The following is a 25423-nucleotide window of genomic DNA, read 5'->3' on the forward strand; positions in this document are numbered from 1 at the left end:
CATGTCCGAGCGCCGCACACGCTATGCCGGCCCGATCGCACGGGCGGGCGTCCACCCGCACAGTCTGATCGCCCAGGGATTCGCCGAAGACGCCGCGCTGGCGGACCTGCTGGACCGCTATCCGGCCGAGCTGTTCGACATCAACCTGTACGACTACGACGATGAGGGGCAGGTGTCCTTGCGGACCGGAGCGCGCGGACGTCTGAACGGGGCGCAACTGCTGGAGGCGATCCAGCAGGGAAGGCTGTGGGTCAATCTGCGCGATGTGGAGACCGGCTGGCCCGAGTTGTGGGCGGCGGCCATGGCCGAGTTCAAGACGGTCGAGGCGGGCTATCCCGGCCTGAAGGCGGTCAAGAATGCGGGCCAGTTGATCCTGTCGTCGCCCAAGGCGCGGGTGCCCTATCATTTCGACGCCGCCGGGGTGGTGCTGTTTCACCTGCGCGGCCGCAAGCGGATCTTTGTCTATCCGGGCGACGAGGGCCATCTGCCAGAGCGCGACATGGAACAGGTCGTGGCGCGCCAGACGACCGAGGAACTCCCTTACACCCTGGCCTTTGAGGATGACGCCCAGGTGGTGGACCTGGAGCCGGGACAGGCGCTGACCTGGCCGCTCTATGCGCCGCATCGGGTCGAAAATCTGGACCGTTTCTGCGTCTCCCTGTCGATGGATTTCCAGACCTGGCCGTCGCGCTTCCGCAACGGCGCACTCTACACCAACGCGGTCTTGCGCAGTCGAGGCGGCTCGCCGCGTCAGACGGACCGGATGGGGCAGGGGGAGCTGGCCCTGCGTTGGGCGGCTTCCCTGGCGCTGAAACGAACCGGCGCGCTGAAAAGCCGTATCGCCGCCTACGAGCGGCAGTTCGAACCTGAGGTCGGCGCGACCGACGGAGCAGGCGCCTTGAAGACCTGAGGTGTCGAAGGCGTTTTCTTACAAGGACTTCATGACCTCGATTTAAAATGACTCGCGGCGTCGGCGGGGCCAGTTTCATCTCACATCTGGAGAGGGACACCGTCATGAAGATCGCCGTTTACGCCGCCGCCTCGGCCGCCGTTCTCGCCGCCTTGGCCGCCGCACAACCGGCCGCCGCCCAGGACGCCGAGATTCGCAATGCGGTCGCCCGAGTCATCGTCATTCCCGAGGATCGCGCAGACATCGCCGTCGAGATCACGCCGGGCGCGGCGGACCTGCCGCAACTGACAGTCGAGCGTCGTGGCGACAAGGTTCGCATTGACGGTGGGCTGGGGCGTCGGCGCAGCCTGCTGCAGTTCAGCAACGACAGCGTCCGTGAGTGCAATAGCGGTCGCGCCGACGCGCGTCAGCCGGGCGAAGGCGCCACGGTCGTCGTGGCCGGCAAGGGCCGTATTCGCATGGAAGACGCCCCTCTGGTGGTGCTGCGCACCCCGCGCAACGTGGATGTCAGCTCGGAAAGCGGCGTCTACGGCGCAGTGGGGCGGGGGGCGCGCTCCGTGGAACTGGGCGCCGGCGGCTGCGGCGCCTGGACCGTGGCCAATGTCGATGGCCGCCTCGATATCGGTCTGGGTGGATCCGGCACGGTGCGTGCAGGCACGTCGCAGTCGCTGGAAGCCTCGGTCGGCGGATCGGGTTCAATCATCGCCGGTGCGACAGGAGGGCTCGAGGCCAATGTCGGGGGCTCGGGGAACATCGTGGTGACCAGCATCAATGGTCCTGCGGACGTCTCCATCGGCGGGTCGGGGGATGTGACCATTCGGGGCGGGCGCGCCTCGACCATGGACGTGGCCGTGGCGGGGTCCGGAAACGTGCGCTTTGATGGAACTGCAGCCAGTCTTGACGCGTCGATCGCCGGCTCAGGCGATGTCCGGGTGGCGGAGGTGACCGGACCGGTGTCGCGTTCAATCGTGGGTTCGGGCGAGGTGCGCGTCGGACGCTGATCCGGCCCGCATCGCCCTGAGAGAAGGCCCGGGAGCGTGGAACCCCCCGGGCCTTTTTCGCATCTGGATTCCAGGCAAGAAAAAACCCCGACGGATTGCTCCGCCGGGGCTTCCCATCATCTGGCGATCCGGAGATCGCGAAGAAGACTTAGTTCGCGAACAGGCCGGTGAAGGCGTTGCTGGTGCGGCCCAGGTTTGCGCCGGCTTGGTCGCGGGCTTGCAGACCGCCGCCGAAGCTGTAGCGCATGCCGATCTTGAAGACGTTGGCGTCGACGTCCAGGTCCGAGGACTTGACGTAGTCGTAGCCGCCGAAGACCGAGTAGGGCGAGTTGGCGAACTGGTACTCGGCGCCCACGCCGGCCGACCAGGCGTCAACGTCGCCGGCGCCCAGGAAGATGTTGTCGGCGTCGATGTTCGTGTACGAAGCGCCGGCGTTCAGGCGCAGCTGCGACGTGGCGTAGAAGGCGACGTCGCCGGCAACGGTCCACATGTCGGCGTCAGCGGCGGTGCCGTACTCGACGACGCCGGTCAGGGTGGCGCGGTCCAGGTACTTCTGACCTTCCAGACCGAAGTTGGTCATGGTGGTGTTGGCGAATTCCGAAGCGCCGACAAAGCCGCCGAAGCGCATGTCTTCGATCTTCTTCGTCAGGTGCACGGCGCCGGCCAGGGTGGTTTCGTCGCCACCGTTCTCGACGTCGGTGTAAGCGCCTTCAGCGTTGAAGGTCACAGTCCAGTCGCCGAAGACCGGCGAAGCGACGACGCCGTCGATGACGCCGCGGTTGATGTCGGTGCCGTCGACGTCAGCGTAGTTGTAGGCGACGCCGACCGAGCCGATGGCGTCTTGGGCGAAGGCGGGAGCGGCGATCAGGGTCGCGGCGGCGACGGAGGCGAGGAAGACGGTTTTCATTATGAGTATCCTTTTTATGCGCCGCCCGGTTCACAACCGTGGCGGCGATGCGGAGATAGGCCCGCAATCGGCGCTTTGCTGTAACGAACTTGTCATCTTTCAGCGGTTTGGGGGCGATGTTGCCGAAGTGTGACGCATTGCGGCACGTTTGCGTCGCCACGCGGGGCGGGATTGCGGCAGACCCTTAACGCAGCGGTCATGTGGCCGCGCTTTCGCCCCAGGCGTTAATTGGACGGGCGGGTTCGATCTTTCGTAGCCCCTATAATGTGAACGGCGGGCAAGATCGGCGGCGGGCGATCGATGAGTCGCAAACCCTTGCTGCGTGGCGGTTTCGACGCTTGACGGAAACGGAATCAGAGGGCATAAGCGCCCCTCTTGTTGGACCGGCTGTGCACTTTCGGGTGCAGACGCGGTTCGCAGGAACGACCTAAGTTACTGTTCTTTGCAGCATTCTTGGGATTTTACGGCCTTCGCGGATATCTGCGTGGGCCGATCGTTTTTGCGGATTTGCGTTTCCTGGGGGTGTCGCCCCGAGGCTCCGGTCTTTGAAATGGTTCACAGGGACGCGGTTCCGACCGCTTGGGAATAACAACCGATATGGATCAAAGCATCCGCATCAGGCTCAAGGCCTTCGACCATCGCGTCCTCGACTTTTCGACGCGCGAGATCGTCAACACCGCCAAGCGCACCGGGGCGACCGTTCGTGGTCCGATCCCGCTGCCGACCCTGATCGAAAAGTTCACCGTGAACCGCTCGCCGCACGTCGATAAGAAGTCGCGTGAGCAGTTTGAAATCCGCACGCACAAGCGCGTGCTCGACATCATCGACCCCACCCCGCAAACCGTGGACGCGCTCATGAAGCTCGACCTGTCGGCCGGTGTGGACGTCGAGATCAAGATTTAAGAAAGAAAGAGGCGGGATCCGACATGCGCACGGGCGTGATCGCCAAGAAGCTGGGGATGACCCGCGTGTTCGCCGAAGACGGCGCACACGTTCCGGTCACTGTCCTTCAGCTCGACGGCTGCCAAGTCGTCGGCCAACGAACCCAGGAGCGGGACGGCTACGTCGCCCTGCAGCTGGGCGCTGGCGTTAAGAAGGCCAAGAACACGGCCAAGGCTCAACGCGAAGTTTTCGCGAAGGCCGAGGTTGAGCCGAAGGCCTATGTGACCGAGTTCCGCGTTGACGCGGAAGGTCTGCTGGATGTGGGCGCCGAACTGTCGGCTGACCACTTCGTGGCGGGTCAGAAGGTCGATATCCAGGGTGAGACCATCGGTAAGGGTTTCGCCGGCGCCATGAAGCGCTGGAACTTCGGCGGTCTGCGCGCCACGCACGGCGTGTCGATCTCGCACCGTTCGCACGGTTCGACGGGTAACCGTCAGGACCCGGGCCGTACGTTCCCCGGCAAGAAGATGGCCGGTCACTACGGCACCGAGATCGTCACTCAGCAGAACCTGACCGTCGTCCGTGTGGACGCCGAGCGTGGCCTGATCCTGATCAAGGGCGCTGTCCCGGGTCATGACGGCGCGTACGTCAAGGTTCGTGACGCCATCAAGAAGGCCCGTCCGGCCGACGCTCCCTTCCCGGGCGCCGTCAAGTCGACGAAGGCCGCTCAACCCGCCTCGACGCCGGCTGAAGAAGCTCCGGCCGTTGAAGCGACCGAAGGCGGTGAAGCGTAATGAAACTCTCGGTCATCAAACTCGACGGCAAGGCTGCTGGCGACGTTGAGCTGTCGGACGCCGTCTTCGGCATCGCCGACATCCGCGGCGACCTGCTGGCTCGTACCGTGAACTGGCAACTGGCCAAGCGCCGCGCCGGCACGCACAAGGTTCAAACCCGCAACGAGAATTCTCGTACGGGCAAGAAGATGTACAAGCAGAAGGGCACCGGCGGCGCTCGTCACGGTTCGCGCCGTGCACCGCAGTTCGTCGGCGGTTCGCGCGCCTTTGGCCCGGTCGTTCGCGATCACGGCTTCTCGCTGCCGAAGAAGATCCGCGCCCTGGCCCTGCGTCACGCCCTCAGCTCGAAGGTCAAGGCCGGCGATCTGATCGTGGTCGACAGCGTTTCGGTCAAGGAAGCCAAGACGGCCTCGCTGCGCGAGACCTTCGGCAAGCTCGGCTGGACCAAGGCCCTGATCATCGCGGGTCCGGAAGTCGAAACCAACTTCGGCCTGGCCGCTCGCAACATCCCGCACATCGACGTCCTGCCGAACGCCGGCCTGAACGTCTATGACATCCTGCGGGCCGACAAACTGGTGCTGACCAAGGCGGCTGTTGAGGCCATCGAGGCGCGCTTCGCTGAGAAGGAAGCCGCATAATGGCCGCCGCTCAACCCACCGCCAAACACTACGACACCATCCTGGCTCCGATCATCACGGAAAAGGCCACGATCCTGTCGGAACAGAACAAGGTCGTCTTCCGCGTCGCCGGCACGGCGACCAAGGACGAGATCGCTGCTGCGGTCGAAAGCCTGTTCAAAGTCAACGTCCTCAAGGTCAACACCCTGGTTCAAAAGGGCAAGACCAAGCGCTTCCGGGGCATTCTCGGTCGCCGCGTGGACATCAAGAAAGCGATCGTGACGCTGGCTGACGGCCAGTCGATCGACGTCACGACGGGGCTCTAAGACGATGGCCTTGAAAACCTACAATCCGACGTCGCCGGGCCGCCGCGCCCTGGTGCTGGTCGACCGGTCCGAGCTCCACAAGGGCCGCCCGGAAAAGTCGCTCGTTGAAGGCCTGACCAAGTCGGGCGGTCGCGGGCAGGGCGGTCGCATCGCTGTTCGCTTCCGCGGCGGCGGCGCCAAGACCCTGTATCGCAAGATCGACTTCAAGCGTCGCAAGTTCGACGCCATCGGCACGGTCGAGCGTCTGGAATACGACCCGAACCGCACGGCCTTCATCGCCCTGGTGACCTATGCCGACGGCGAGAAGACCTACATCATCGCGCCGCAACGCCTGAAGGCTGGCGACGTCGTCGTCGCTGGTGAAAAGGTCGACGTGAAGCCTGGCAACGCCATGCCGCTGCGCTCGATGCCCGTGGGTACGATCATTCACAACATCGAGATGAAGCCGGGCAAGGGCGCTCAGCTGGCCCGTTCGGCCGGCGCCTACGCCCAGCTGGTCGGCCGCGATCAGGGCTACGCCCAGATCCGTCTCGGCTCGGGCGAGCTGCGCATGGTCCTGGACTCGTGCATGGCCACCGTCGGCGCCGTGTCGAACCCGGACCACATGAACCAGAACCTCGGCAAGGCCGGTCGCGTTCGTCACATGGGCTGGCGTCCGCACGTTCGCGGCGTCGCCATGAACCCGATCGACCACCCGCATGGTGGTGGTGAAGGCCGGACCTCTGGTGGTCGCACCCCGGTTACGCCGTGGGGCAAGGACACCAAGGGCACCCGCACCCGCAAGAACAAGGCTACGGACAAGTACATCATCCGTACCCGTCACGTTAAGAAGGCTCGCTAAGAATGGCCCGCTCCTCCTGGAAAGGCCCGTTTGTCGACGGGTATCTGCTCAAGAAGGCCGACGCCGTTCAAACGTCGGGCCGCAAGGATGTGATCAAGACCTGGTCGCGTCGTTCCACCATCCTGCCGCAGTTCGTCGGCCTGACCTTCGGTGTCCATAACGGCCAAAAGCATGTGCCGGTGATGGTCAACGAAGACATGGTCGGCATGAAGTTCGGCGAGTTCGCCCCGACCCGGAACTTCCCGGGTCACGCGGCGGACAAGAAGGCCAAGAGGAAGTAATCCATGGCCCAGACCAAAAACGCCCGTCGCGTCGAGGCCACCGAGGCTCGCGCCAAGCTGGTCAACGTTCGCATCAGCCCTCAGAAGCTGAACCTGGTCGCCGCCTCGATCCGCGGTCTGCCGGTCCAGAAGGCGCTGAACGAGCTGGAATTCAGCCACAAGCGCATCGCTGGCGACGTCCGCAAGGTCCTGTACTCGGCGATCTCGAACGCTGAGAACAACCACAACCTCGACATCGACAACCTGTTTGTCGCCGAGGCTTTCGTGGGCAAGAACCTGGTGATGAAGCGCTTCGCGAGCCGTGCTCGCGGTCGCTCGTCGCGCATCCTGAAACCGTTCAGCGAGATCACGATCGTGGTCCGTGAAGCCGGCGAGGCCGCCTGATGGGACAGAAAATCAATCCGGTCGGTCTGCGCCTTGGCGTGAACCGCACGTGGGACAGCCGCTGGTTCGCCGGCGGCGCCGACTATGCTCGCCTGCTGCACCAGGACCTGAAGCTGCGTACGTGGCTGAAGGAACGCCTGGCCGCCGCTGGCGTGTCGCGCATCATCATCGAGCGTCCGCACAAGAAGTGCCGCGTGACGATCTATGCCGCCCGTCCGGGCGTCGTGATCGGCAAGAAGGGCGCTGACATCGAGAAGCTCCGCAAGGACATCTCGGCTCGCACTGAAGGCGAAGTTCACCTGAACATCGTCGAAGTCCGCAAGCCGGAAACTGACGCGCAGCTGATCGCTGAAAACATCGCACAGCAGCTGGAGCGCCGGATCGCCTTCCGTCGCGCCATGAAGCGTTCGATGCAGTCGGCGATGCGTCTGGGCGCCAAGGGCGTTCGGATCAACGTCTCGGGTCGTCTGGGCGGCGCTGAAATCGCTCGTATGGAATGGTACCGCGAAGGTCGCGTGCCGCTTCACACGCTGCGTGCCGACATCGACTACGGCTTCTACGAAGCCAAGACGACCTACGGCATCATTGGCGTGAAGGTCTGGGTCTTCAAGGGTGAGGTGCTCGAGCACGACCCGATGGCTCAGGACAAGCGCTGGGCCCAGGAAGCTTCGGGTCCGTCGTCCAACGAAGGCCGTGAGCGCGGCCCCCGCGGTGATCGCGGTCCGCGCCGTGGTCGTGAGGGCTGATAGGCCATGTTGCAACCGAAAAAGACCAAGTACCGCAAGGCCTTCAAGGGCCGCATCCATGGCGCCGCCAAGGGTGGTTTCTCGCTGAACTTCGGCTCCTACGGCCTGAAGACGGTGGAACCCGAGCGCATCACCGCGCGTCAGATCGAAGCGGCTCGCCGCGCGATCACGCGTCAGATGAAGCGTCAGGGCCGCGTCTGGATTCGCGTCTTCCCCGACCTGCCCGTCACGGGCAAGCCGGCTGAAGTCCGGATGGGTAAGGGCAAGGGCGCGGTGGATTACTGGGCGGCGCGTTGCCACCCGGGCCGTATCCTGTTCGAAATCGACGGCGTGCCGGACGACGTGGCTCGTGAAGCGCTGCGCCTCGGCGCCGCCAAGCTGCCGGTCCGCACCAAGGTGGTCACCCGCCTCGACGCCGGCATCGCTCACGTTGAGGAAGCCGCCTGATGACCAAGATCGCTGATCTGCGGGCTCAAACCCCGGACCAACTGGCCGACGAGCTGCTGAAGCTCAAGAAGGAACAGTTCAACCTGCGCTTCCAGGCCGCCACCGGCCAGATGGAAAAGACCCATCGGGTCTCGGAAGTGCGCAAGGACATCGCCCGTATTTCCACGCTTCTGCGTGCGAACCGCGCGGCGGGTTAAGGAAACACCTATGCCCAAACGTATTCTCGAAGGCGTGGTCGTGTCCGACAAGGGCGACAAGACCGTCGTCGTGAAGGTCGAGCGCACTCTGCTGCACCCGGTCCTGAAAAAGACGGTTCGCCTGTCCAAGAAGTACCACGCCCACGATGAGGCCAACGGCCTCAAAGTCGGCGACGTCGCGCGCATCGTCGAGTGCGCCCCCAAGTCCAAGCTGAAGCGTTGGGAAGTCGTTTCCCCCGCCTCGGCTTCCTAAAGAAAAGGATCGGATCCCATGATCCAGATGCAAACTAACCTGGAGGTGGCCGATAACTCGGGCGCTCGCCGGGTCATGTGCATCAAGGTGCTCGGCGGCTCGAAGCGCCGCTACGCCTCGGTGGGCGACACCATTGTCGCCTCGGTGAAGGAAGCTATCCCGCGCGGTCGCGTGAAGAAGGGCGACGTCGTTCGCGCCATCGTCGTTCGCACCGCCAAGGACATCCAGCGCAAGGACGGCTCGGTCATTCGTTTTGACAAGTCGGCCGCCGTCATCGTCAACAAGCAGAACGAGCCGGTCGGCACGCGTATCTTCGGCCCGGTTCCGCGCGAACTGCGCGCCAAGAACCACATGAAGATCATCTCGCTGGCTCCGGAGGTTCTGTAACCATGGCCGCCAAGATCAAGAAGGGCGACAACGTCGTCGTCCTGACCGGCAAGGACAAGGGACGCACCGGCCAGGTGCTGAAAGTCCTGCCGACCGAAAACCGCGTCGTCGTGCAAGGCGTCAACATGGTTCAGCGCCACACGCGCCCGACCCAGGCTGACCCGCAAGGCGGCATCAAGAACAAGGAAGCCTCGCTTCACCTGTCGAACGTCGCGATCGCCGACGCCAACGGCAAGGCGACCCGCGTCGGCTTCAAGGTCGAAGGCGACACGAAGGTTCGCTTCGCCAAGACCACGGGAGACGTCATCTAATGGCTGACACCAAGTACACGCCGCGTCTCAAGACCGAATATCAGGACCGCATCCGCGGCGCCCTGAAGGAAAAGTTCGGCTACACGAACGAGATGCAGATCCCCAAGCTGGACAAGATCGTCCTGAACATGGGCGTCGGTGAAGCTGTCGCGGACTCCAAGAAGGTCAACGCGGCCCTCAAGGATCTGACGGCCATCGCCGGTCAGAAGGCTGTGCCGACCAAGGCTCGTAACTCCATCGCCGGCTTCAAGCTGCGCGAAGGCATGGTCATCGGCGGCAAGGTCACGCTGCGCGGCGCCCAGATGTATGAGTTCCTGGACCGCTTCATCACGATCGCGCTGCCGCGCGTGAAGGATTTCCGTGGTCTGAAGGGCACCTCGTTCGACGGTCGCGGCAACTACGCCACGGGTCTGAAGGAGCACATCGTGTTCCCCGAGATCAACTACGACCAGATCGATCAGATGTGGGGCATGGACATCGTCGTCTGCACCACGGCCAAGACCGATGAGGAAGCCAAGGCTCTCCTCACCGAGTTCAATTTCCCGTTCATCAAGAACTGAGCGGGAAGGGAAGAGAACAATGGCTAAGAAAAGCGCCGTAAACCGTAACGAAGCCGTCAAGGCCCTGGTTGCGAAGTATGCCGCGAAGCGGGCCGCCCTGAAGGCGACCGCCAATGATGAGAGCCTGCCGCTGGAAGAGCGTTTCGACGCTCGCCTGAAGCTGGCCTCGCTGCCGCGCAACTCCGCGCCGACCCGTATTCGCAACCGTTGCGAAGTCACGGGCCGTCCGCGGGCTTACTATCGTAAGCTCAAGATGAGCCGGATCGCGCTGCGCGAGCTGGGCAACCTGGGGCAGATCCCCGGCCTGACCAAGTCGAGCTGGTAAGGGGAGCGAACAGACATGATGATCAACGATCCCCTGAGCGACATGATCGCTCGCATCAAGAACGCGGCGACCCGCAAGCGTTCCAAGGTGCTGACCCCCGCCTCGCGTCTGCGTCAGCGCGTCCTCGACGTGCTGCAGGACGAAGGTTACATCCGCGGCTATTCGCTGGTTCAGAACCCCGGCGAGTTCCCGCAGTTCGAGATCGAGCTGAAGTACTTCGACGGCCAGCCGGTGATCGCTGAGATCGCCCGCGTGTCGAAGCCTGGCCGCCGCGTCTACTCGGCCATCAACGATCTGAAGCCGATCAAGAACGGCCTCGGCATCTCGATCCTTTCGACTTCGAAGGGCGTCATGTCTGACGCCGCCGCTCGCGACGCTAACGTCGGCGGCGAAGTCCTCTGCAGGGTCTACTGATATGTCCCGTATTGGCAAGAAAACCATCGCTGTGCCGAAGGGCGTGACTGTCACGCTCGACGGCCAGACCGTCTCGGTCAAGGGTCCCAAGGGCGAACGCACCTGGACCGTGGCCGAAGAAATCGAAGTCAAGCAGGAAGGCGACGAACTGTCGCTGACCCCGCGTTCGGACACGCCTCGCGCTCGCGCGATGTGGGGTCTGTCGCGCACCCTGGTCGACAACATGGTCACCGGCGTGACCACGGGCTTCGAGAAGACCCTGGAACTGGTCGGCGTCGGCTACCGCGCTGCCCTGAAGGGTCAGTCGCTGTCGCTGCAGCTCGGCTTCTCGCATGAAGTCGACGTCGCGCCGCCGGCCGGCATCACCTTCGTCGTGCCCAAGCAGACCGAGATCAAGATCTCGGGCAACGACAAGCAAGTCGTCGGTGAAATCGCCGCCACCATCCGCAAGCTGCGTCCGCCGGAGCCTTACAAGGGCAAGGGCGTGCGCTACCAGGGCGAAACCGTCCGGCGCAAGGAAGGCAAGAAGAAGTAAGTCATGGCTCTTTCTCTGCAACAACAAGCCAAGCGCCGCGCCGAACGCAACCGTCGTCGCCTCAAGGCTGTCGCCAACGGTCGTCTGCGTCTGTCGGTCTTCCGTTCGGACAAGAACATCTCGGCCCAGATCATCGACGACGCCCAGGGCGTCACGGTGGCCGCCGCCTCGTCGCTGGAAGGCGGCAAGGGCTCCAAGGGTTCGGACGTCGCCGCTGCTGCGCTCATCGGCAAGCTGATCGCCGAACGCGCCATCGAGAAGGGCGTCAAGGACGTCGTCTTCGACCGTGGCGGCTACATCTATCACGGCCGCGTCAAGGCGCTGGCGGAGGCCGCGCGTGAAGCCGGCCTGAACTTCTAAGGGATCGAGAAGCATGGCTCGTGAACCCCAACGCGGACAAGGTGGTCAGAACCGCGACCGCCGCGACCGTAACGCCCCCGCTGTCGACGGCCCGGATTCGGACATCGTCGAGAAGCTGGTGCACATCAACCGCGTCGCCGCTACCGTTAAGGGCGGCCGTCGTTTCTCGTTCGCGGCCCTGATGGTCGTCGGCGACGGCAAGGGCCGCGTCGGCTTCGGTCATGGCAAGGCGCGCGAAGTGCCGGAAGCCATCCGCAAGGCGACCGAAGAAGCCAAGAAGACGATGATCCGCGTTCCGCTGCGCGAAAATCGCACCCTGCACCACGACGGCAACGGCCGTTGGGGCGCTGGCAAGATCATGATGCGCGCTGCCCCTCCCGGCACCGGCGTCATCGCCGGCGGTCCGATGCGTGCGGTCCTCGAAACCCTCGGCGTCCAGGACGTCGTCGGCAAGTCGACCGGCTCGTCGAACCCGTACAACATGATCCGCGCGACCTTCGAAGCTCTGAAGGTTCAATCGTCGCCGCGTCAGGTTGCTTCGAAGCGTGGCAAGAAGGTCGCTGACCTGATGGGCCGCCGCAACGACGGCGCCTCGGCGCCTGAAGCTGTCGAGGGCTGATAGACATGGCCAAGAAAGAACAAGCCACCGTCACGGTCCGCCAGACGGGCAGCCCGATCCGTCGCAAGTCGGATCAGCGCGCCACTCTGACGGGTCTGGGTCTGAACCGCGTCGGTCGTGAGTCGACGCTGGAAGACACCCCCTCGGTCCGCGGGATGATCGCCAAGGTCGCCCACATGGTCGAAGTGGTCGAAAAATAAGCAGATGCGCCCTCTCCCGATCCGGGGGAGGGCGTTTCTCTTTGAAGAAGCATCTTGCGATGCTGCGATGGGCCGCTTAGAAGCGGCCCTTCAATTTTTCCAACGCCGAGTCAGGATCGCCTTCGCGGCCTGGCGCTAGAACCCGAAAGGATCAGGCACATGAAACTGAACGAAATTCGCGACAACGAAGGCGCCCACAAGAAGCGTATGCGCGTCGGCCGCGGCCCGGGTTCGGGCAAGGGCAAGACCGCGGGTCGCGGCGTCAAGGGTCAGAAGTCGCGTTCGGGCGTCGCCATCGGCGGCTTCGAAGGCGGCCAGATGCCGCTGTACATGCGTATGCCGAAGCGCGGTTTCAACAACCCGAACGCGCTGAAGCTGGCTGAAGTGAACCTGTGGCGCGTGCAAGAAGCCATCGACGCCGGCAAGCTGGACGCCAAGGCTGAGATCAACGGCGCCGCCCTGGTGGCCGCCGGCGTGATCCGTCGCGTCAAGGACGGCGTCCGCATTCTGGGCGAAGGCGAACTGAAGGCCAAGCTGAACCTGGTCGTCTGGTCGGCCTCGGCCGGCGCCATCAAGGCCATCGAAGCCGCTGGCGGCAAGGTCGAGCAGCAGCGCATCGCCGCTGAAGCCAAGGCTGCCGCTCGCGTCGAGAAGCGCAACGCCGCCAAGGGCAAGGCTCCGGCCGCCAAGGCGCCGCTGGGCGACGCCAACAAGGTCTCGGCTCGCGCCAAGCGCGCCGCCGCCAAGGCCTAAAATCGATATCGTCATCCCGAGCGGACGCTGCTGAAGCGGCGTTCGCCGGGATCGTCCGAACCGGGATGACGAAAATCATGAAAGCGGCCCTCGCAAGACGGCCGCTTTCCGCCTATCTGACGACGGGCATAGTCGTGGGGACCGCCTAATGGCTTCGGCCGCTGAACAACTCGCCGCCAATATGAACATGGGCTCGTTCGCGAAAGCGACCGAGCTGCACAAACGCCTGCTGTTCACGCTGGGCGCGCTGCTGGTCTACCGGATCGGCACCTATGTTCCGATTCCGGGCATTAACTCCGAGGCCTTCCTGGCCTTCTTCCAGAACCCGGACGGCCAGCGCGGCATCCTGGACATGTTCAACATGTTCTCGGGCGGCGCAGTAGAACGGATGGCCGTCTTCGCGCTGAACGTGATGCCGTACATCTCGGCGTCGATCATCGTCCAGCTGATGGGCGCGGTTTATCCGCCCTGGGAGAAGCTGAAGAAGGAAGGCGGCGAAAGCGGCCGCAAGCAGCTGAACCAGTATACCCGCTATCTGACGGTCTTCCTGGCTCTGGCTCAGTCGTTCGGCATCGCCGTCGGCCTGAACGCCCAGCCTGGCCTGATCGACCAGCCGGGCCTGTTCTTCATCATCTCAACGGTCACTGTCCTGACCGGCGGCACCATGTTCCTGATGTGGCTGGGTGAGCAGGTGACGGCGCGCGGCGTCGGCAACGGCATCTCGCTGATCATTTTCGCGGGCATCGTGGCGGTTCTGCCGTCTACCGTGGCCCGTCTGCTGGGCCTGGCCCAGCAAGGCCAGATGTCGGCCTTCACCCTGCTGTTCATCGCCGTCATGGCCGTGGCCGTGATCGTCTTCATCGTCTTCATGGAGCGCGCCCAGCGCCGCCTTCTGATCCAGTATCCGAAGCGCCAGGAAGGCAACCGCATGACGGGCGGCGAACGCTCGTTCCTGCCGCTGAAGGTCAACACCGCCGGCGTCATCCCCGCCATCTTCGCCTCGTCGCTGCTGATGCTGCCGACGACGGTCGCCACCTTCACCGCCCAGGCCAATCTGCCCGAGTGGATGAGCTGGCTGCCGCTGGTGACGGCGCAACTGACGCACGGCCAGCCGCTGTTCATGATCCTGTATGCGGTCCTGATCGTCTTCTTCTGCTTCTTCTACACCTCGATCACCTTCAACCCCGAGGACACGGCCGAGAACCTGCGCAAGTACGGCGGCTTCCTGCCGGGCATCCGTCCGGGCAAGCGCACGGCCGAGTATCTGGACTATGTCCTGACGCGCCTGACGGTGATCGGCGCCGCCTACATCACCGCGGTCTGCCTGCTGCCCGAGTTCCTGGTCAGCAGCCTGGGCAACAGCCTCTACTTCGGAGGAACGTCTATCTTGATCGTCGTTTCGGTCACGATGGACACTGTGGCCCAGATTCAGTCCCAACTGCTGGCGCACCAGTACGAGGGCCTGATCAAGAAGGCCAAGCTGCGTGGTCGTGGCGGTCGGGGCGGCGCCGCCCCCGCCCGACGCTAATCGGGTAGGGGAGCCCGCAAGATGAACCTGATCCTGTTCGGGCCGCCCGCGGCCGGCAAGGGCACGCAAGCCAAGCGTCTGGTCGAGGAGCGGGGCATGATCCAGCTCTCGACCGGCGACATGCTGCGCGCGGCGATCGCCTCCGGCTCGGAACTGGGCCTCAAGGTCAAGGACGTCCTGGCCCGCGGCGACCTCGTCACCGACGAGATCGTCATCGCCCTGATCGAGGATCGCCTGCCGGAGGCCGAAGCCGCCGGCGGCGCCATCTTCGACGGCTTCCCGCGCAACGTGGCCCAGGCCGAAGCCCTGGACGCCATGCTGGCCAAGCGCGGCGCCAAGATCGACCATGTGGTTCGTCTCAAGGTCGACGACGCCGCCCTGACCGCCCGTATCGGCAAGCGTTTCGCCGAGCAGGGCCGCCCGGACGACAATCCCGAGACCTTCAAGGATCGTCTGGGAGTCTACAACGCCCAGACCGCCCCCCTGCTTCCCTACTATGAAGCCCAGGGCAAGCTGACCGAGATCGACGGCATGGGCGATATCGCCACGGTCGCCGCCGCCATTGACGGCGCCCTGGCCTGACACGCCTTTGATCTGAAGCGGGCGTTCAGGCGTTAGGGTCTGGGTATCGGCTTCCAGGGGCGCAGATGAACAGCAGGCCGCCGTCACGAAAAGCCAGGTTTGGCATGGCGGGCGTGGCGATCGGCGTCGGCGCGGCGCATCTGATGCTGTTCGGATTGCTGGGGCATCTGCGGCCTGCCATTACACCCACGCCCTTTTCGCGGCCGGTCGAGGTAGAACTCGTCCGGCCGTCGCCCGTTCAACCTCCGTCGGATCCGCCGCCGCCGAAGCCAGCGTCATCGACAGGGGGCGGGGCGCCCGCCGCCCCGTCGAGGGTTCATCTGCCGCCGATGAAGGACAAACGTCCGCCGGAACTGGCGGCGCCGCGCATGCCTGCGCCCGAGCCGTCTGTGGTCGTCGGCGTCGCGCCGACCTCCAGCCCGGCGCCGGGGCAGGGGTTGGGAGGGCAAGGGACCGGGGCGGGTGAGGGCGCGGGCGCCGGCGCTGGGCCTGGGACGGGCGACGGCCCCCGCGGCTGCTGCAAGGCCCTTCCAGGGGGCAGCTGCGACAACTGCATCCGCCAGAGGCCTTCCGTCAGCGTTTGAACGGCCGGGCCAGCATCGCTTGCCGCATTCGTCTCGACACCCGGCTCGAGGATTGCCGGCTTGTGGATGAGACGCCGCCGGGCAGGGGATTCGGTGCGGCGGCCCTTGCGGCCTCGGTTCATTTCCGCTTTCGTCCTCCTACGCGTGACGGGCGCCCTGTCGAGGGGCGCGAGATCACCGTGGGCGTGGAGTTTGGTCCGTGAGATCGGCGGAAGACCGGGCGCCCGTTGACGCCGATAGAATCCCCTGTATAAGAGCCGCTTCCGCGAAGGGCGCACACGTTCCAGGTCTGTTGACCGGAGCGGTTTCCGCGTCTGTTTAAGCGTATCTGGAGATTCTCGTGGCCCGTATCGCTGGCGTCAACATTCCGACCAACAAGCGCGTCGAAATCGCGCTTCAGTACATCCATGGCATCGGCGCGCACGCCGCCAAGGAAATCACCGCGAAGGTCGGCATTGAGCCCGCTCGCCGCGTCAACTCGCTGACTGATGCTGAAATCCTGCAGATCCGTGAAACGATCGACAAGGACCACACCGTCGAAGGCGACCTGCGTCGCGAAACCTCGATGAACATCAAGCGCCTGATGGACCTGGCCTGCTATCGCGGCCTGCGTCACCGCAAGGGCCTGCCGGTCCGTGGTCAGCGCACGCACACCAACGCCCGCACCCGCAAGGGCCCGGCCAAGCCGATCGCCGGCAAGAAGAAGTAAGAGAAAGAGCTGACCGATGGCTAAGGAACCGGGTCGCGTTAAGCGCCGCGAACGCAAGAACATCACGTCGGGCGTGGCTCACGTGAACGCCTCTTTCAACAACACCATGATCACGATCACGGACGCTCAGGGGAACGCGATTTCCTGGTCGTCGGCTGGTCACATGGGCTTCAAGGGCTCGCGCAAGTCGACCCCCTACGCCGCCCAGATGGCTGCTGAAGACGCTGGCAAGAAGGCTCAAGAGCACGGCGTGAAGACGCTGGAAGTCAACGTCTCGGGCCCGGGTTCCGGTCGTGAGTCGGCTCTTCGCGCTCTTCAGGCCGTGGGCATGACGATCACCACCATCCGCGACGTCACCCCGATGCCGCACAACGGTTGCCGTCCGCCCAAGCGTCGTCGCGTTTAATCGCGACAGCGTTTCAGGCACCCCCAATCTCCGTCGGCTCCACCATGGCCTCGTCGACAAGGCCGGAGCCGACGAAACCCGTTCGAGGGACTCTATGATCGAAAGAAACTGGCAAGAGCTGATCCGTCCCGAGAAGCCGCAAGTTGAGGGTGGCTCCGACCCGCTGCGCAAGGCGCGCCTGGTCGCTGAGCCTCTCGAGCGCGGTTTCGGCGTGACGCTCGGCAACGCGCTTCGCCGCGTTCTGCTGTCCTCGCTGCAAGGCGCGGCTGTCACCGCCATCCAGATCGACGGCGTCGTCCACGAGTTCTCGTCGCTGGAAGGCGTTCGTGAAGACGTGGTCGATATCGTCCTGAACATCAAGCAACTGGCGCTGCGCATGCACGCCGAAGGCCCCAAGCGCATGACTCTGCGCGCCACGGGCCCCGGCGTCGTCACGGCTGGCCAGATCGAAGTCCCGGCTGACATCGAGGTCCTGAACCCCGATCACGTCATCTGCACCCTGGACGACGGCGCTTCGATTCGCATGGAACTGACTGTCCAGAACGGCAAGGGCTACGTGGCCGCCGAACTGAACCGTCCGGAAGATGCGCCGATCGGCCTGATCGCCGTCGACGCCCTGTACTCGCCGGTCAAGCGCGTCGCCTATCGCGTCGAGCCGACCCGTCAGGGGCAGTCGATGGACTACGACAAGCTGATCCTGGAAGTTGAAACCAACGGCGCCGTCTCGCCGGTTGACGCGGTGGCCTATGCCGCCCGCATCCTGCAAGACCAGCTGCAGATCTTTATCACCTTCGATGAGCCGACCAAGGCTGTTGAGGCGACGGACGGCAAGCCCGACCTGCCCTTCAACCCGGCCCTGCTCAAGAAGGTTGACGAACTGGAGCTGTCGGTCCGCTCGGCCAACTGCCTGAAGAACGACAACATCGTCTACATCGGCGACTTGATCCAGAAGACCGAGGGCGAAATGCTTCGCACCCCGAACTTCGGCCGCAAGTCGCTGAACGAGATCAAGGAAGTTCTCGCGACGATGGGCCTGTCGCTCGGCATGGACGTGCCGAACTGGCCGCCCGAAAACATCGAAGATCTGGCCAAAAAGTTCGACGACCAGATCTGATCATCAACCCTCCGCCCAGCGCCAGTCGGCGCGGATGGGGCGGTTAGAATGAAAAGGCCCCAGGTCCCGCCCCCCTAGTTCAGGGCCGGAAACCAGGGTTGAGTAGGAGAGACCCCGATGCGCCACGGCGCCGCCTATCGCAAGCTCGGCCGTACGGTCAGCCACCGCCAAGCCATGTTCGCCAACATGGCCGCCTCGCTGATCAAGCACGAGCAGATCACGACCACCCTGCCGAAGGCGAAGGAACTGCGTCCCTTCGTCGAGAAGCTGGTCACGCTGGCTAAAAAGGGCGACCTGCACGCTCGTCGTCAGGCCATCAGCGCCGTCCGCGACGTGCCGCAAGTCGGCAAGCTGTTCGAGACGATCGGCCCGCGTTACGCCGAACGTTCGGGCGGTTACATCCGCATCATGAAGGCCGGCTTCCGTCACGGCGACAACGCCGCGATGGCCGTGATCGAGTTCGTCGATCGCGACGTTGATGCCAAGGGCAAGGACTCCGGTCCGGTCTTCGCCATCGAGGGCGACGAAGCCTGATCGGCTTCACCGTTTCCGGTGTAGAATGAAAGAAGGGCGGCGGGTTTCGGACCCGCCGCCCTTTTTGCTTGGGGGCGGCCGATGGATGACGGGATCAGGGTGTTGGCAGGCCAGCGGGTGTTCGTCTGCCCCGAGGACGGACCGCGTCTGGACGGCGAGGCCGCCGCATTGGACCTGATGGGGCGGCTGTGGGGGCTGGACGCGGACTGGGTGGCCGTACCGACCACCCTTCTGGGAGAGGACTTCCTGCATTTGAGGACGGGCGTCCTGGGCGGGGTCGTGCAGAAGTTCGTCAACTATCGTCTGAGGTTGGCCGTGATGGGCGACATCACGGAGGCGGTAGCGGCCAGCGACGCCCTGCGTGATTTTGTCCGAGAGGCAAATGCAAGCGGGCATGTCTGGTTCGTCGCTGATCTGGCGGAACTGGAGCAGCGATTGGCCAGGGGCGGGGGCGGTTGACCGATTGTCAGTTAGAGAACTTGCCGCGATACAGGCCCCATGACCCATCATCAGGACCGCATCGTTGTTTTCGTCCCCGCTCATCGGGACGCGTGGAAGCGGCTGAACACCGACTGGCTGATTGAAGGCGGGTTCGCGCTGGAGGCCAAGGATCATCTGACGCTGGATGATCCCGAGGGGCAGATTCTGTCCAGGGGCGGTCATATCTTCTTCGCCGAGCGCGACGGGCTTCCGGTCGGCTGCTGCGGCCTGATCGCCATGGCCGACGGCGGCTATGAGGTCACCAAGATGACCGTGCGGGCTGAGGCGAGGGGCGGGGGCCTGGCGCTGCGTCTGCTGCAGGCCTGCGAGGCGGCGGCGCGTGACGCCGGGGCGCACCGCCTCTATCTGGAAACCAGCTCTACGCTGGGGCCGGCGTTGGGGCTCTACGCCCGCTTCGGCTTCGTGCATCTGCCGCCGCAGCCGACGCCTTATGCGCGCGCAGATGTATGGATGGAAAAGCGGCTGTAGAAGCCGCTATTCCTTCGACAGGTCCTGACGCGAGAACCAGGCAATGGCTCCGGCCAAGGGAGCCAGCGTCCACAGGACCAGGCTGGTGACGGCCTTGATGGCGATACCGTCCGGCAGGGCCGCGCTTTCCATGCCGCCCTGAATAGTGGCCTTCAAGGCGTCGAAGGCCAGGCCGGGAGCCAGAAGTTGCATCAGCCAGTCGCCGGGTTCCAATCCCAGGGGGCCGGCAAGAGGGCCGCCGAGAAAGGCCTGGCCTACGCCGAGCACCAGAGGAACGAAGAGCGCGGCCAGCAACGATCGCGTCACGGTGGCGACCAGCAGGCTGACCATCAGGAATTGGACCACGCGAACGAAGGACAGCAGGAACAGCAGACCAAAGTCGGTTGCCTGTTCGGCGCCAAAGGTGAAGGTCATTGGGCGGTCTAGGATGGTGGCCTTGGCGACGTCGGCCATTGAAGCGGCCAGCAAGAAGACCAGCATGGCGGCCAGCGTCAGCAGCTTCACCACCCCGACCTTGCCTAGCAGAAGATTGGGGCGGCTGTTGCGGGCGCTGATCAGACGCCAGGTCTCCCAGCGATAGTCGCCGGCATAGAGGGTGGCGGCGCCGATCAGCAGGAAGGCGAGGATGGCTGGATTGGCCAGGTCGCCGGTGCTGCTGACGAGGGCCTGTCCCAGGTCCAGCGGGCCGCCCAGCCCGAGGGGCAGGTTGGCGCCGTTTATCTTGACCGCCCTGGACTGGATCACGAGCTGACCGATGATCGAGATCGCAAGGGCCATGACCGGCACGAAGAAGACGCTCCAGAAGACCGCAGTCCGGTTCTGAAGCAGGCGATAGGTTTCGGAGCGGATGGCGTCAGCCAGCATGGAGGGCCTCCCGGACCTGAGCATCGGTGCGCGCGGGGCCGGTCTCGGCCATGAAGACGCTTTCCAGATCGGCGCCGACCCAGCGGGCCTCGTCGATATCCACGCCCTGTTCGATCAGGGCGCGCAGCAGGGCGGGACCCTCGGTGCGGGGAATGGCGGCCAGAACGGCGTCGCCGTCCAGCGTCGCCTTGTCTCCGAGAACTGCCATGATCTTGGCCAGCGGCGTGGCGGAAAGGCGCAGGCGCTCGCCCGAGGCTGTCAGTTCGCTGACCTTGCCTTCGGCGGCCAGGGCGCCTCGATTGAAGATGGCCACCCGGTCGCAGATGCGCTGGACCTCGAGCAACTGGTGGCTGGCCAGGATGATGGTCACGCCGTCGTCGTCGGCCAGGCTGCGGATCAGGGCGCGCATTTCCTGGATGCCGGGCGGGTCCATGCCGCTGGTCGGTTCATCGAGGATGACGAGATCCGGCCTGGTCATCAGGGCGGCGGCGACGCCGAGGCGCTGCAGCATGCCGACCGAGAAGCCGCGCACCCGGCGGTTGGCGGCCTCGGTCAGGCCGACGCGGTCCAGCCAGGCGTCGATGGCGGCGTCCTTGCTCATGCCATGCGCGAGGGCCAGCCATTCCAGCACCTGACGCGCGGTCATGTAGGGCGGGAAGCGCGGCGTCTCGATCATGGAGCCGACACGGCGCATGACGGCGGGATCGCCCGCATGCTGGCCCAGCACCCGGACCTGTCCGGCGGTAGGCCTGATCAGGCCCAGCAGGATGCGGAACAGGGTGGACTTGCCGGCGCCGTTCGGGCCCAGCACGCCGTAAACCCCGCCGCGCGGGATGCTCAGGCTTAATCCGTCCAGGGCGCGCACGGCGCCATAGGTCTTGCTCAGGCCGGTCGTTTCGATAACAGCGGTCATGCGGCAGAGCTTGGCCCGGTGGGGACAAGCCGACAAGCCGTCTTCCGCCTGTTGCAGATTAAGCTTAGGCAATCTTCCCGAAGTCGCTTCGGAGTTCCCCATGTTTTCTCGCGTCGCGGGTCTGTGTCTGGCCCTGCTGTTGAGCGCCTGCGCCACTACGCCGGTCGTCGTGCCCAGGTCGGCTGAACCGCCTCTGGTCATGCTGATTTCCATTGACGGTTTCCGCGCCGACTATCTGGACCGGGGGATCACGCCCAACCTGTCGCGACTGGCGGGCGAGGGAGCGACGGGGCCGATGCGGCCGTCCTTTCCCAGCGTGACCTTCCCCAACCACTATACGCTGGTGACGGGCCTGCACCCCGACCACCACGGCATTGTCGGCAACAACATGGTGGATGCCGAGCTGGGTCGCTTCTCGCTGGGCAACAAGCAGGCCGTCACCGACCGCCGCTGGTGGGATCAGGGCGAGCCGATCTGGGTCTCGGCCGAGAAGGCGGGCGTCAAGACCGCCACCATGTTCTGGCCGGGATCTGAGGCCGATATTCGCGGCGTGCGTCCGACCTACTGGACGACCTTCGACCAGGGCATGCCGGGTGACGCGCGTGTGGATCGCGTGCTGGGATGGATGGACCTGTCGGCGGATCAGCGGCCGCAGCTGACCACCCTCTATTTCGACATCGTCGACACCCAGGGCCACCACAACGGCCCCGACGCGCCCGAGACCGCCGAGGCCATCCGTTCGGTCGACGCCTCCATCGGCCGTCTGGTCGAGGGGCTGAAGGCGCGGGGTCTGTATGAACGCACGGTTCTGGTGGTGGTGTCCGATCACGGCATGGCCGCCACCTCGCCCGAGCGCGTGACCTGGATCGACGACCTGATTGACCCGGCGGCGATCCAGATCGTCTATTCCGGCGCCGTCAGCTTTCTGAACCCCGCCCCGGGCCGGGAGGCCGAGGTTGAGGCGGCGCTGCTGGGCTCGCGCCCGCATCTGGACTGCTGGAAGAAGAGCGAGATCCCGGCCCGGTTCGTCCTGGGTTCCAACCCGCGTGTTTCGGCCATTGTCTGCGCCTCGGAGCCGGGCTGGACCTTGACGACGAAGGCGCGTCCCGTGACCAGGGCGGGCGGGGCGCACGGCTATGACAATTTCTCGCCGGACATGGCGGCCATCTTCATCGCCCGTGGACCGGGGGTGGTTCAGGGGCGGCGACTGCGTGATCTGGACAGCGTCGATGTGCAGCCCTTCCTGGCCCGTATTCTGGGCGTGGACGCCCCACTAGGCGATGGTCGACCGGAAGACACGCTATCGGTGACGTCACGCTGATCCCCGCGTAAAAGAGCGCTCCAACAGATCGGCGTTCCATGTCCCTGCATCACCCCAAGGTCCGCCGCGCGGCGATGGCCTTCATCTTCGTCACGGCGGTGCTCGACATCGTGGCCATGGGGATTGTCATCCCTGTCCTGCCGCATCTGATCGAGGAGTTTGTCGGCTCCAATGCGCGGGCGGGACTGCTGAACGGGGTCTTCGTGGCCCTGTGGGCCGGGATGCAGTTCCTGGCCTCGCCGGTCATCGGTTCGTTGTCGGATCAGTACGGGCGTCGTCCGGTTATTCTGATCAGCTGTGCCGGGCTGGCGGCGGACTATGTGCTGATGGCGCTGGCGCCCAATCTGTGGTGGCTGGCGGTCGGACGGCTGATCGCGGGCGTCACCTCGTCCAGTTTCACGACCATCTACGCCTACATGGCCGACATCACCGAGCCGGAAAAGCGGGCGCGGGCCTATGGCCTGATCGGGGCGGCCTTCTCGGGTGGGTTCGTGCTGGGGCCGGTGCTGGGTGGGTTCCTCGGCGAGTTCGGGCCGCGCGTGCCCTTCTGGGTGGCGGGCGGTCTGTCGGGCGTGGCCTTCCTCTATGGACTGTTCATTCTGCCCGAGAGCCTGGCGCCCGAAAAACGCATGCCCTTCAGCTGGCGGCGCGCCAATCCTGTCGGAGCCATGATCCTGCTGAAACGGCATGCCGAACTGACCGGCCTCGCGGTCGTGAACTTCCTGCTCTATTTCGCCCACCACGTCTTCTCGGCGGTCTTCGTCCTTTATGCCGGTCTGAGATACGACTGGGGGCCGTGGCAGGTGGGAATGTTGCTGGCCCTGGTGGGGGTGCTGGACATGATCGTTCAGGGTGTCCTCGTCGGGCCGGTGTCGAAGCGGTTCGGCGACCGGGCGACCATGGTGTTCGGCCTTTGCGGCGGGACGGTCGGCATCGCCCTGATGGGGTGGGCGCCGACAGGCGTGGCCTTCATCATAGCCATGCTGCCCAACGCCCTGTGGGGCCTGGCCATGCCGACCTTGCAATCCCTGATGACCCGGCGCGTCAGCGAGAGCGAGCAGGGCCAGTTGCAAGGCGCCAACATGAGCGTCGCCTCCATCGCGGGCGTGGCCTCGCCGCTGTTCTTCGGCTGGGTCTATTCGGTGTCGGTGGGCGAGGGCTTTGGGCCGATGACGGCATGGTTGCGGGGCCTCGGCATCGACGCGAAACTGGCGTCCGCGGCGGTGGACGCCATTTCGACGCCTGGCCTAGCCTTCTATCTAGCAGCTGTCGCCCTGGCCTTGGCGGCGCTGATCGGCTGGATCACCGCGCGCAGGGCGGAACGGGACGAGGTCACGGTCGTTTGATCGCGAGTGGCGTCAGGCTTGGCCGTTGGCCTTGATCCTGTCCCAAAACCGTTGCGCAATGCCTTGTAAACTCAGCCTTCCGAACGAGACCGGGACGAGATGAAGACTTCCAGACTGGCCATCGCCGCCGCCTTGATGCTGTCCGCCTGCGGCCAGCCGCAACCGTCAAAGGCGCAGGAGGGGATCTTCGCCGAGCAGCCGCGTCAGGCCCCGCGCGACGCCGGAACCATGAAGTCCAGCTTTGCGCCTGTGGTGCGCGAGGCCGCGCCCGCCGTGGTCAATATCTCGGCGCGTGGCGTGCAGCAGGTTCGCGATCCCTTCTTCGAGCTGTTCGGCGGCGGACCGCAGTCGCGGGTGACCGGCTCGATCGGTTCGGGCGTCATCGTGCGCGCGGACGGGGTGGTGGTGACCAACAACCACGTCATCCAGAACATGCAGCAGATCCGCGTCACCCTGAACGACCGGCGCGAATATCCGGCGCGCGTTCTGCTGGCCGACGAGCGGTCCGACATCGCCGTCCTGCAACTGGAACAGGTGGACGGCGACCTGCCGGTACTGCGTATCGACGATCAGGAAGAGCAGCAGGTCGGGGATCTGGTCCTGGCCATCGGCAATCCGTTCGGCGTCGGCCAGACGGTGACCAACGGCATCATCTCGGCGGTGAATCGCACCGAGACGGGGATCAGTGATTCCGGTTCCTTCATCCAGACCGACGCGGCGATCAATCCTGGCAATTCGGGCGGCGCCCTGGTCGACATGGACGGCGACCTGATCGGCATCAACACCGCTATCTTCTCGCGCACCGGCTCCTCGACCGGGGTCGGCTTTGCGGTGCCGGCGACCATGGTGAAGCGGGTGGTGGATTCCGCCATTGGCGGGGCCAAGTCCGTCGTGCGGCCGTGGCTGGGCGTGAAGGGCGACACCGTCAGCGCCGACATTGCCCGCAGCCTGGGCCTGTCGCGGCCTCAGGGCCTGATCATCACCGAGGTCTATCCCCAGGGACCGGGTGCGCGCGCCGGGCTGGAGCAGGGCGACGTCATCACCGCCGTCGATGGGGCCGAGATCAATGACCAGGGCGGCCTGAACTTCCGCGTCGGCACCCGCTCGCCCAATGACACGGTGGCCGTGACCATCCTGCGTGACGGACGCACCCAGACGGTCAACGCCCGTGTTTCGACCCTGCCGGGCGACGCCGACCCCGGTCAGGGCGCGACCGTGGGGCAGGGAGCATTGGCCGGACTGCAGGGCGTGGCGTTGAATCCGGCCCTGGCCGACCGTCTGGGCGGCGATCCCTTCACCAGCGGCGTGGTCGTGACCGGCTTGCAGCGCAACAGCGTCCCCGCGCGCATCGGCTTGCGCCCCAACGACCTGATCGTTCAGGTGGACGGCCGTCCGGCGACCTCGGTCGCCGCCCTGGCGCGGGCGCAACGCGGCTCAGAACTGACCATCGTGCGCGGCGGCCGCAAGCTGACGGGGCGGTTGCCGTAGAAGGGCGGTGACGGA

The 25423-nt window shown here is 65.1% G+C and carries 38 protein-coding genes; 35 read left to right on the top strand and 3 right to left on the bottom strand.

Annotation, left to right across the window (positions count from 1 at the left end; all coding sequences use genetic code 11):
- Window position 1: 1 nt before the first annotated feature.
- Both IFE19_RS05920 and IFE19_RS05925 read left to right on the top strand, forming a co-directional pair.
- Window positions 2-910, top strand: coding sequence for a cupin domain-containing protein (locus IFE19_RS05920; protein WP_207826364.1), 909 nt, complete (start codon window positions 2-4; stop codon window positions 908-910).
- Window positions 911-1014: 104 nt separating this feature from the next.
- A complete protein-coding gene (locus IFE19_RS05925; protein WP_207826366.1) occupies window positions 1015-1911 on the top strand; it encodes a GIN domain-containing protein in 897 nt (298 codons plus the stop codon).
- 148 nt (window positions 1912-2059) lie between these two features.
- On the opposite strand, the gene IFE19_RS05930 is transcribed toward IFE19_RS05925, so the two are convergent.
- Entirely contained in the window at window positions 2060-2818 is a 759-nt protein-coding gene (locus tag IFE19_RS05930) for an outer membrane protein (protein ID WP_207826374.1), read from the bottom strand.
- A 597-nt stretch (window positions 2819-3415) separates the two neighbouring features.
- Here IFE19_RS05930 and rpsJ point away from each other — a divergent pair.
- From rpsJ to IFE19_RS06080, 30 genes are all read left to right on the top strand, one after another.
- Complete coding sequence (gene rpsJ, locus IFE19_RS05935) at window positions 3416-3721, top strand: 30S ribosomal protein S10 (RefSeq protein WP_105563630.1); 306 nt, start codon at window positions 3416-3418, stop codon at window positions 3719-3721.
- 23 nt (window positions 3722-3744) lie between these two features.
- A complete protein-coding gene (gene rplC, locus IFE19_RS05940; protein ID WP_207826376.1) occupies window positions 3745-4494 on the top strand; it encodes a 50S ribosomal protein L3 in 750 nt (249 codons plus the stop codon).
- Window positions 4494-5132, top strand: a complete 639-nt coding sequence (gene rplD / locus IFE19_RS05945; protein ID WP_207826378.1) for a 50S ribosomal protein L4 — start codon at window positions 4494-4496, stop codon at window positions 5130-5132. Before rplC ends, rplD begins: the two co-directional genes overlap by 1 nt.
- Window positions 5132-5437 (top strand): 50S ribosomal protein L23, encoded by a 306-nt coding sequence (locus IFE19_RS05950; RefSeq protein ID WP_105563633.1) that lies wholly within the window; start codon window positions 5132-5134, stop codon window positions 5435-5437. The genes rplD and IFE19_RS05950 overlap by 1 nt, the downstream gene beginning before the upstream one ends.
- A gap of 4 nt (window positions 5438-5441) precedes the next feature.
- Complete coding sequence (gene rplB / locus IFE19_RS05955; RefSeq protein WP_207826381.1) at window positions 5442-6278, top strand: 50S ribosomal protein L2; 837 nt, start codon at window positions 5442-5444, stop codon at window positions 6276-6278.
- 2 nt (window positions 6279-6280) lie between these two features.
- Window positions 6281-6559, top strand: coding sequence for a 30S ribosomal protein S19 (gene rpsS, locus IFE19_RS05960; RefSeq protein WP_184272436.1), 279 nt, complete (start codon window positions 6281-6283; stop codon window positions 6557-6559).
- A 3-nt stretch (window positions 6560-6562) separates the two neighbouring features.
- A complete protein-coding gene (rplV, locus tag IFE19_RS05965; protein ID WP_207826389.1) occupies window positions 6563-6943 on the top strand; it encodes a 50S ribosomal protein L22 in 381 nt (126 codons plus the stop codon).
- Window positions 6943-7689, top strand: coding sequence for a 30S ribosomal protein S3 (gene rpsC / locus IFE19_RS05970; RefSeq protein ID WP_207826392.1), 747 nt, complete (start codon window positions 6943-6945; stop codon window positions 7687-7689). Before rplV ends, rpsC begins: the two co-directional genes overlap by 1 nt.
- A gap of 6 nt (window positions 7690-7695) precedes the next feature.
- Window positions 7696-8136, top strand: a complete 441-nt coding sequence (gene rplP / locus IFE19_RS05975; protein WP_207826397.1) for a 50S ribosomal protein L16 — start codon at window positions 7696-7698, stop codon at window positions 8134-8136.
- Window positions 8136-8333 carry a 50S ribosomal protein L29 gene (gene rpmC / locus IFE19_RS05980; RefSeq protein WP_207826400.1) on the top strand — a complete coding sequence of 66 codons (198 nt, stop codon included), beginning with the start codon at window positions 8136-8138 and terminating at the stop codon, window positions 8331-8333. The genes rplP and rpmC overlap by 1 nt, the downstream gene beginning before the upstream one ends.
- A 10-nt stretch (window positions 8334-8343) precedes the next feature.
- On the top strand, window positions 8344-8586 hold the full coding sequence (gene rpsQ, locus IFE19_RS05985; RefSeq protein ID WP_207826403.1) for a 30S ribosomal protein S17: 243 nt from the start codon (window positions 8344-8346) through the stop codon (window positions 8584-8586).
- An 18-nt stretch (window positions 8587-8604) separates the two neighbouring features.
- On the top strand, window positions 8605-8973 hold the full coding sequence (gene rplN, locus IFE19_RS05990; protein ID WP_021698481.1) for a 50S ribosomal protein L14: 369 nt from the start codon (window positions 8605-8607) through the stop codon (window positions 8971-8973).
- A gap of 2 nt (window positions 8974-8975) precedes the next feature.
- On the top strand, window positions 8976-9284 hold the full coding sequence (gene rplX, locus IFE19_RS05995) for a 50S ribosomal protein L24 (RefSeq protein ID WP_207826405.1): 309 nt from the start codon (window positions 8976-8978) through the stop codon (window positions 9282-9284).
- Complete coding sequence (gene rplE / locus IFE19_RS06000) at window positions 9284-9844, top strand: 50S ribosomal protein L5 (RefSeq protein ID WP_207826408.1); 561 nt, start codon at window positions 9284-9286, stop codon at window positions 9842-9844. The genes rplX and rplE overlap by 1 nt, the downstream gene beginning before the upstream one ends.
- 19 nt (window positions 9845-9863) lie before the next feature.
- Window positions 9864-10169, top strand: coding sequence for a 30S ribosomal protein S14 (rpsN, locus tag IFE19_RS06005; protein WP_207826417.1), 306 nt, complete (start codon window positions 9864-9866; stop codon window positions 10167-10169).
- Window positions 10170-10184: 15 nt separating this feature from the next.
- A complete protein-coding gene (gene rpsH, locus IFE19_RS06010) occupies window positions 10185-10583 on the top strand; it encodes a 30S ribosomal protein S8 (protein ID WP_207826419.1) in 399 nt (132 codons plus the stop codon).
- Between the two features lies 1 nt (window position 10584).
- Window positions 10585-11118, top strand: coding sequence for a 50S ribosomal protein L6 (gene rplF, locus IFE19_RS06015; RefSeq protein WP_207826421.1), 534 nt, complete (start codon window positions 10585-10587; stop codon window positions 11116-11118).
- A 3-nt stretch (window positions 11119-11121) separates the two neighbouring features.
- On the top strand, window positions 11122-11478 hold the full coding sequence (gene rplR, locus IFE19_RS06020) for a 50S ribosomal protein L18 (RefSeq protein WP_207826423.1): 357 nt from the start codon (window positions 11122-11124) through the stop codon (window positions 11476-11478).
- 13 nt (window positions 11479-11491) lie between these two features.
- Window positions 11492-12097 carry a 30S ribosomal protein S5 gene (gene rpsE / locus IFE19_RS06025; protein WP_207826425.1) on the top strand — a complete coding sequence of 202 codons (606 nt, stop codon included), beginning with the start codon at window positions 11492-11494 and terminating at the stop codon, window positions 12095-12097.
- 5 nt (window positions 12098-12102) lie between these two features.
- A complete protein-coding gene (gene rpmD / locus IFE19_RS06030; protein WP_207826427.1) occupies window positions 12103-12297 on the top strand; it encodes a 50S ribosomal protein L30 in 195 nt (64 codons plus the stop codon).
- A 159-nt stretch (window positions 12298-12456) separates the two neighbouring features.
- A complete protein-coding gene (gene rplO / locus IFE19_RS06035) occupies window positions 12457-13050 on the top strand; it encodes a 50S ribosomal protein L15 (protein WP_207826429.1) in 594 nt (197 codons plus the stop codon).
- 148 nt (window positions 13051-13198) lie between these two features.
- Entirely contained in the window at window positions 13199-14578 is a 1380-nt protein-coding gene (gene secY, locus IFE19_RS06040) for a preprotein translocase subunit SecY (protein ID WP_207826431.1), read from the top strand.
- A 21-nt stretch (window positions 14579-14599) separates the two neighbouring features.
- The gene (locus IFE19_RS06045; protein WP_207826434.1) at window positions 14600-15160 is read left to right on the top strand and encodes an adenylate kinase; all 561 of its coding nucleotides are present in this window, start codon (window positions 14600-14602) and stop codon (window positions 15158-15160) included.
- A gap of 550 nt (window positions 15161-15710) precedes the next feature.
- A complete protein-coding gene (locus IFE19_RS18080; protein WP_225910485.1) occupies window positions 15711-15947 on the top strand; it encodes a TonB family protein in 237 nt (78 codons plus the stop codon).
- Between the two features lie 137 nt (window positions 15948-16084).
- Window positions 16085-16453, top strand: coding sequence for a 30S ribosomal protein S13 (gene rpsM, locus IFE19_RS06055; RefSeq protein WP_105563653.1), 369 nt, complete (start codon window positions 16085-16087; stop codon window positions 16451-16453).
- 16 nt (window positions 16454-16469) lie between these two features.
- Window positions 16470-16859, top strand: a complete 390-nt coding sequence (gene rpsK, locus IFE19_RS06060; RefSeq protein WP_207826443.1) for a 30S ribosomal protein S11 — start codon at window positions 16470-16472, stop codon at window positions 16857-16859.
- A gap of 94 nt (window positions 16860-16953) precedes the next feature.
- Complete coding sequence (locus IFE19_RS06065; RefSeq protein ID WP_207826445.1) at window positions 16954-17973, top strand: DNA-directed RNA polymerase subunit alpha; 1020 nt, start codon at window positions 16954-16956, stop codon at window positions 17971-17973.
- Between the two features lie 117 nt (window positions 17974-18090).
- Complete coding sequence (gene rplQ, locus IFE19_RS06070) at window positions 18091-18507, top strand: 50S ribosomal protein L17 (protein WP_207826447.1); 417 nt, start codon at window positions 18091-18093, stop codon at window positions 18505-18507.
- Between the two features lie 81 nt (window positions 18508-18588).
- Window positions 18589-18966, top strand: coding sequence for a DUF4180 domain-containing protein (locus IFE19_RS06075; RefSeq protein WP_207826448.1), 378 nt, complete (start codon window positions 18589-18591; stop codon window positions 18964-18966).
- Between the two features lie 39 nt (window positions 18967-19005).
- Entirely contained in the window at window positions 19006-19476 is a 471-nt protein-coding gene (locus IFE19_RS06080; RefSeq protein WP_207826450.1) for a GNAT family N-acetyltransferase, read from the top strand.
- Window positions 19477-19482: 6 nt separating this feature from the next.
- Here the strand turns inward: IFE19_RS06080 and IFE19_RS06085 are convergent, their stop codons facing one another.
- Together IFE19_RS06085 and IFE19_RS06090 are read right to left on the bottom strand one after the other, a co-directional pair.
- A complete protein-coding gene (locus tag IFE19_RS06085; RefSeq protein ID WP_225910429.1) occupies window positions 19483-20340 on the bottom strand; it encodes an ABC transporter permease subunit in 858 nt (285 codons plus the stop codon).
- Window positions 20330-21253, bottom strand: coding sequence for an ABC transporter ATP-binding protein (locus IFE19_RS06090; protein WP_207826454.1), 924 nt, complete (start codon window positions 21251-21253; stop codon window positions 20330-20332). Before IFE19_RS06090 ends, IFE19_RS06085 begins: the two co-directional genes overlap by 11 nt.
- 100 nt (window positions 21254-21353) lie before the next feature.
- Here IFE19_RS06090 and IFE19_RS06095 point away from each other — a divergent pair, with 100 nt between their 5' ends.
- From IFE19_RS06095 to IFE19_RS06105, 3 genes are all read left to right on the top strand, one after another.
- The gene (locus IFE19_RS06095; RefSeq protein WP_207826457.1) at window positions 21354-22574 is read left to right on the top strand and encodes an alkaline phosphatase family protein; all 1221 of its coding nucleotides are present in this window, start codon (window positions 21354-21356) and stop codon (window positions 22572-22574) included.
- A gap of 38 nt (window positions 22575-22612) precedes the next feature.
- The gene (locus tag IFE19_RS06100; RefSeq protein ID WP_207826459.1) at window positions 22613-23920 is read left to right on the top strand and encodes a TCR/Tet family MFS transporter; all 1308 of its coding nucleotides are present in this window, start codon (window positions 22613-22615) and stop codon (window positions 23918-23920) included.
- A gap of 99 nt (window positions 23921-24019) precedes the next feature.
- The gene (locus IFE19_RS06105) at window positions 24020-25408 is read left to right on the top strand and encodes a trypsin-like peptidase domain-containing protein (RefSeq protein WP_207826460.1); all 1389 of its coding nucleotides are present in this window, start codon (window positions 24020-24022) and stop codon (window positions 25406-25408) included.
- Window positions 25409-25423 lie beyond the last annotated feature (15 nt).

The sequence above is a fragment of the Brevundimonas pondensis genome (assembly GCF_017487345.1).
Lineage (GTDB): Bacteria > Pseudomonadota > Alphaproteobacteria > Caulobacterales > Caulobacteraceae > Brevundimonas > Brevundimonas pondensis.

Excerpts from the sequence above, each read along its gene's own strand:
- IFE19_RS05920 (WP_207826364.1), top strand. The coding sequence starts at position 2 with ATGTCCGAGCGCCGCACACGCTATGCCGGCCCGATCGCACGGGCGGGC.
- IFE19_RS05925 (WP_207826366.1), top strand. The coding sequence starts at position 1,015 with ATGAAGATCGCCGTTTACGCCGCCGCCTCGGCCGCCGTTCTCGCCGCC.
- IFE19_RS05930 (WP_207826374.1), bottom strand. The coding sequence starts at position 2,818 with ATGAAAACCGTCTTCCTCGCCTCCGTCGCCGCCGCGACCCTGATCGCC.
- rpsJ (WP_105563630.1), top strand. The coding sequence starts at position 3,416 with ATGGATCAAAGCATCCGCATCAGGCTCAAGGCCTTCGACCATCGCGTC.
- rplC (WP_207826376.1), top strand. The coding sequence starts at position 3,745 with ATGCGCACGGGCGTGATCGCCAAGAAGCTGGGGATGACCCGCGTGTTC.
- rplD (WP_207826378.1), top strand. The coding sequence starts at position 4,494 with ATGAAACTCTCGGTCATCAAACTCGACGGCAAGGCTGCTGGCGACGTT.
- IFE19_RS05950 (WP_105563633.1), top strand. The coding sequence starts at position 5,132 with ATGGCCGCCGCTCAACCCACCGCCAAACACTACGACACCATCCTGGCT.
- rplB (WP_207826381.1), top strand. The coding sequence starts at position 5,442 with ATGGCCTTGAAAACCTACAATCCGACGTCGCCGGGCCGCCGCGCCCTG.
- rpsS (WP_184272436.1), top strand. The coding sequence starts at position 6,281 with ATGGCCCGCTCCTCCTGGAAAGGCCCGTTTGTCGACGGGTATCTGCTC.
- rplV (WP_207826389.1), top strand. The coding sequence starts at position 6,563 with ATGGCCCAGACCAAAAACGCCCGTCGCGTCGAGGCCACCGAGGCTCGC.
- rpsC (WP_207826392.1), top strand. The coding sequence starts at position 6,943 with ATGGGACAGAAAATCAATCCGGTCGGTCTGCGCCTTGGCGTGAACCGC.
- rplP (WP_207826397.1), top strand. The coding sequence starts at position 7,696 with ATGTTGCAACCGAAAAAGACCAAGTACCGCAAGGCCTTCAAGGGCCGC.
- rpmC (WP_207826400.1), top strand. The coding sequence starts at position 8,136 with ATGACCAAGATCGCTGATCTGCGGGCTCAAACCCCGGACCAACTGGCC.
- rpsQ (WP_207826403.1), top strand. The coding sequence starts at position 8,344 with ATGCCCAAACGTATTCTCGAAGGCGTGGTCGTGTCCGACAAGGGCGAC.
- rplN (WP_021698481.1), top strand. The coding sequence starts at position 8,605 with ATGATCCAGATGCAAACTAACCTGGAGGTGGCCGATAACTCGGGCGCT.
- rplX (WP_207826405.1), top strand. The coding sequence starts at position 8,976 with ATGGCCGCCAAGATCAAGAAGGGCGACAACGTCGTCGTCCTGACCGGC.
- rplE (WP_207826408.1), top strand. The coding sequence starts at position 9,284 with ATGGCTGACACCAAGTACACGCCGCGTCTCAAGACCGAATATCAGGAC.
- rpsN (WP_207826417.1), top strand. The coding sequence starts at position 9,864 with ATGGCTAAGAAAAGCGCCGTAAACCGTAACGAAGCCGTCAAGGCCCTG.
- rpsH (WP_207826419.1), top strand. The coding sequence starts at position 10,185 with ATGATGATCAACGATCCCCTGAGCGACATGATCGCTCGCATCAAGAAC.
- rplF (WP_207826421.1), top strand. The coding sequence starts at position 10,585 with ATGTCCCGTATTGGCAAGAAAACCATCGCTGTGCCGAAGGGCGTGACT.
- rplR (WP_207826423.1), top strand. The coding sequence starts at position 11,122 with ATGGCTCTTTCTCTGCAACAACAAGCCAAGCGCCGCGCCGAACGCAAC.
- rpsE (WP_207826425.1), top strand. The coding sequence starts at position 11,492 with ATGGCTCGTGAACCCCAACGCGGACAAGGTGGTCAGAACCGCGACCGC.
- rpmD (WP_207826427.1), top strand. The coding sequence starts at position 12,103 with ATGGCCAAGAAAGAACAAGCCACCGTCACGGTCCGCCAGACGGGCAGC.
- rplO (WP_207826429.1), top strand. The coding sequence starts at position 12,457 with ATGAAACTGAACGAAATTCGCGACAACGAAGGCGCCCACAAGAAGCGT.
- secY (WP_207826431.1), top strand. The coding sequence starts at position 13,199 with ATGGCTTCGGCCGCTGAACAACTCGCCGCCAATATGAACATGGGCTCG.
- IFE19_RS06045 (WP_207826434.1), top strand. The coding sequence starts at position 14,600 with ATGAACCTGATCCTGTTCGGGCCGCCCGCGGCCGGCAAGGGCACGCAA.
- rpsK (WP_207826443.1), top strand. The coding sequence starts at position 16,470 with ATGGCTAAGGAACCGGGTCGCGTTAAGCGCCGCGAACGCAAGAACATC.
- IFE19_RS06065 (WP_207826445.1), top strand. The coding sequence starts at position 16,954 with ATGATCGAAAGAAACTGGCAAGAGCTGATCCGTCCCGAGAAGCCGCAA.
- rplQ (WP_207826447.1), top strand. The coding sequence starts at position 18,091 with ATGCGCCACGGCGCCGCCTATCGCAAGCTCGGCCGTACGGTCAGCCAC.
- IFE19_RS06075 (WP_207826448.1), top strand. The coding sequence starts at position 18,589 with ATGGATGACGGGATCAGGGTGTTGGCAGGCCAGCGGGTGTTCGTCTGC.
- IFE19_RS06080 (WP_207826450.1), top strand. The coding sequence starts at position 19,006 with ATGACCCATCATCAGGACCGCATCGTTGTTTTCGTCCCCGCTCATCGG.
- IFE19_RS06085 (WP_225910429.1), bottom strand. The coding sequence starts at position 20,340 with ATGCTGGCTGACGCCATCCGCTCCGAAACCTATCGCCTGCTTCAGAAC.
- IFE19_RS06090 (WP_207826454.1), bottom strand. The coding sequence starts at position 21,253 with ATGACCGCTGTTATCGAAACGACCGGCCTGAGCAAGACCTATGGCGCC.
- IFE19_RS06095 (WP_207826457.1), top strand. The coding sequence starts at position 21,354 with ATGTTTTCTCGCGTCGCGGGTCTGTGTCTGGCCCTGCTGTTGAGCGCC.
- IFE19_RS06100 (WP_207826459.1), top strand. The coding sequence starts at position 22,613 with ATGTCCCTGCATCACCCCAAGGTCCGCCGCGCGGCGATGGCCTTCATC.
- IFE19_RS06105 (WP_207826460.1), top strand. The coding sequence starts at position 24,020 with ATGAAGACTTCCAGACTGGCCATCGCCGCCGCCTTGATGCTGTCCGCC.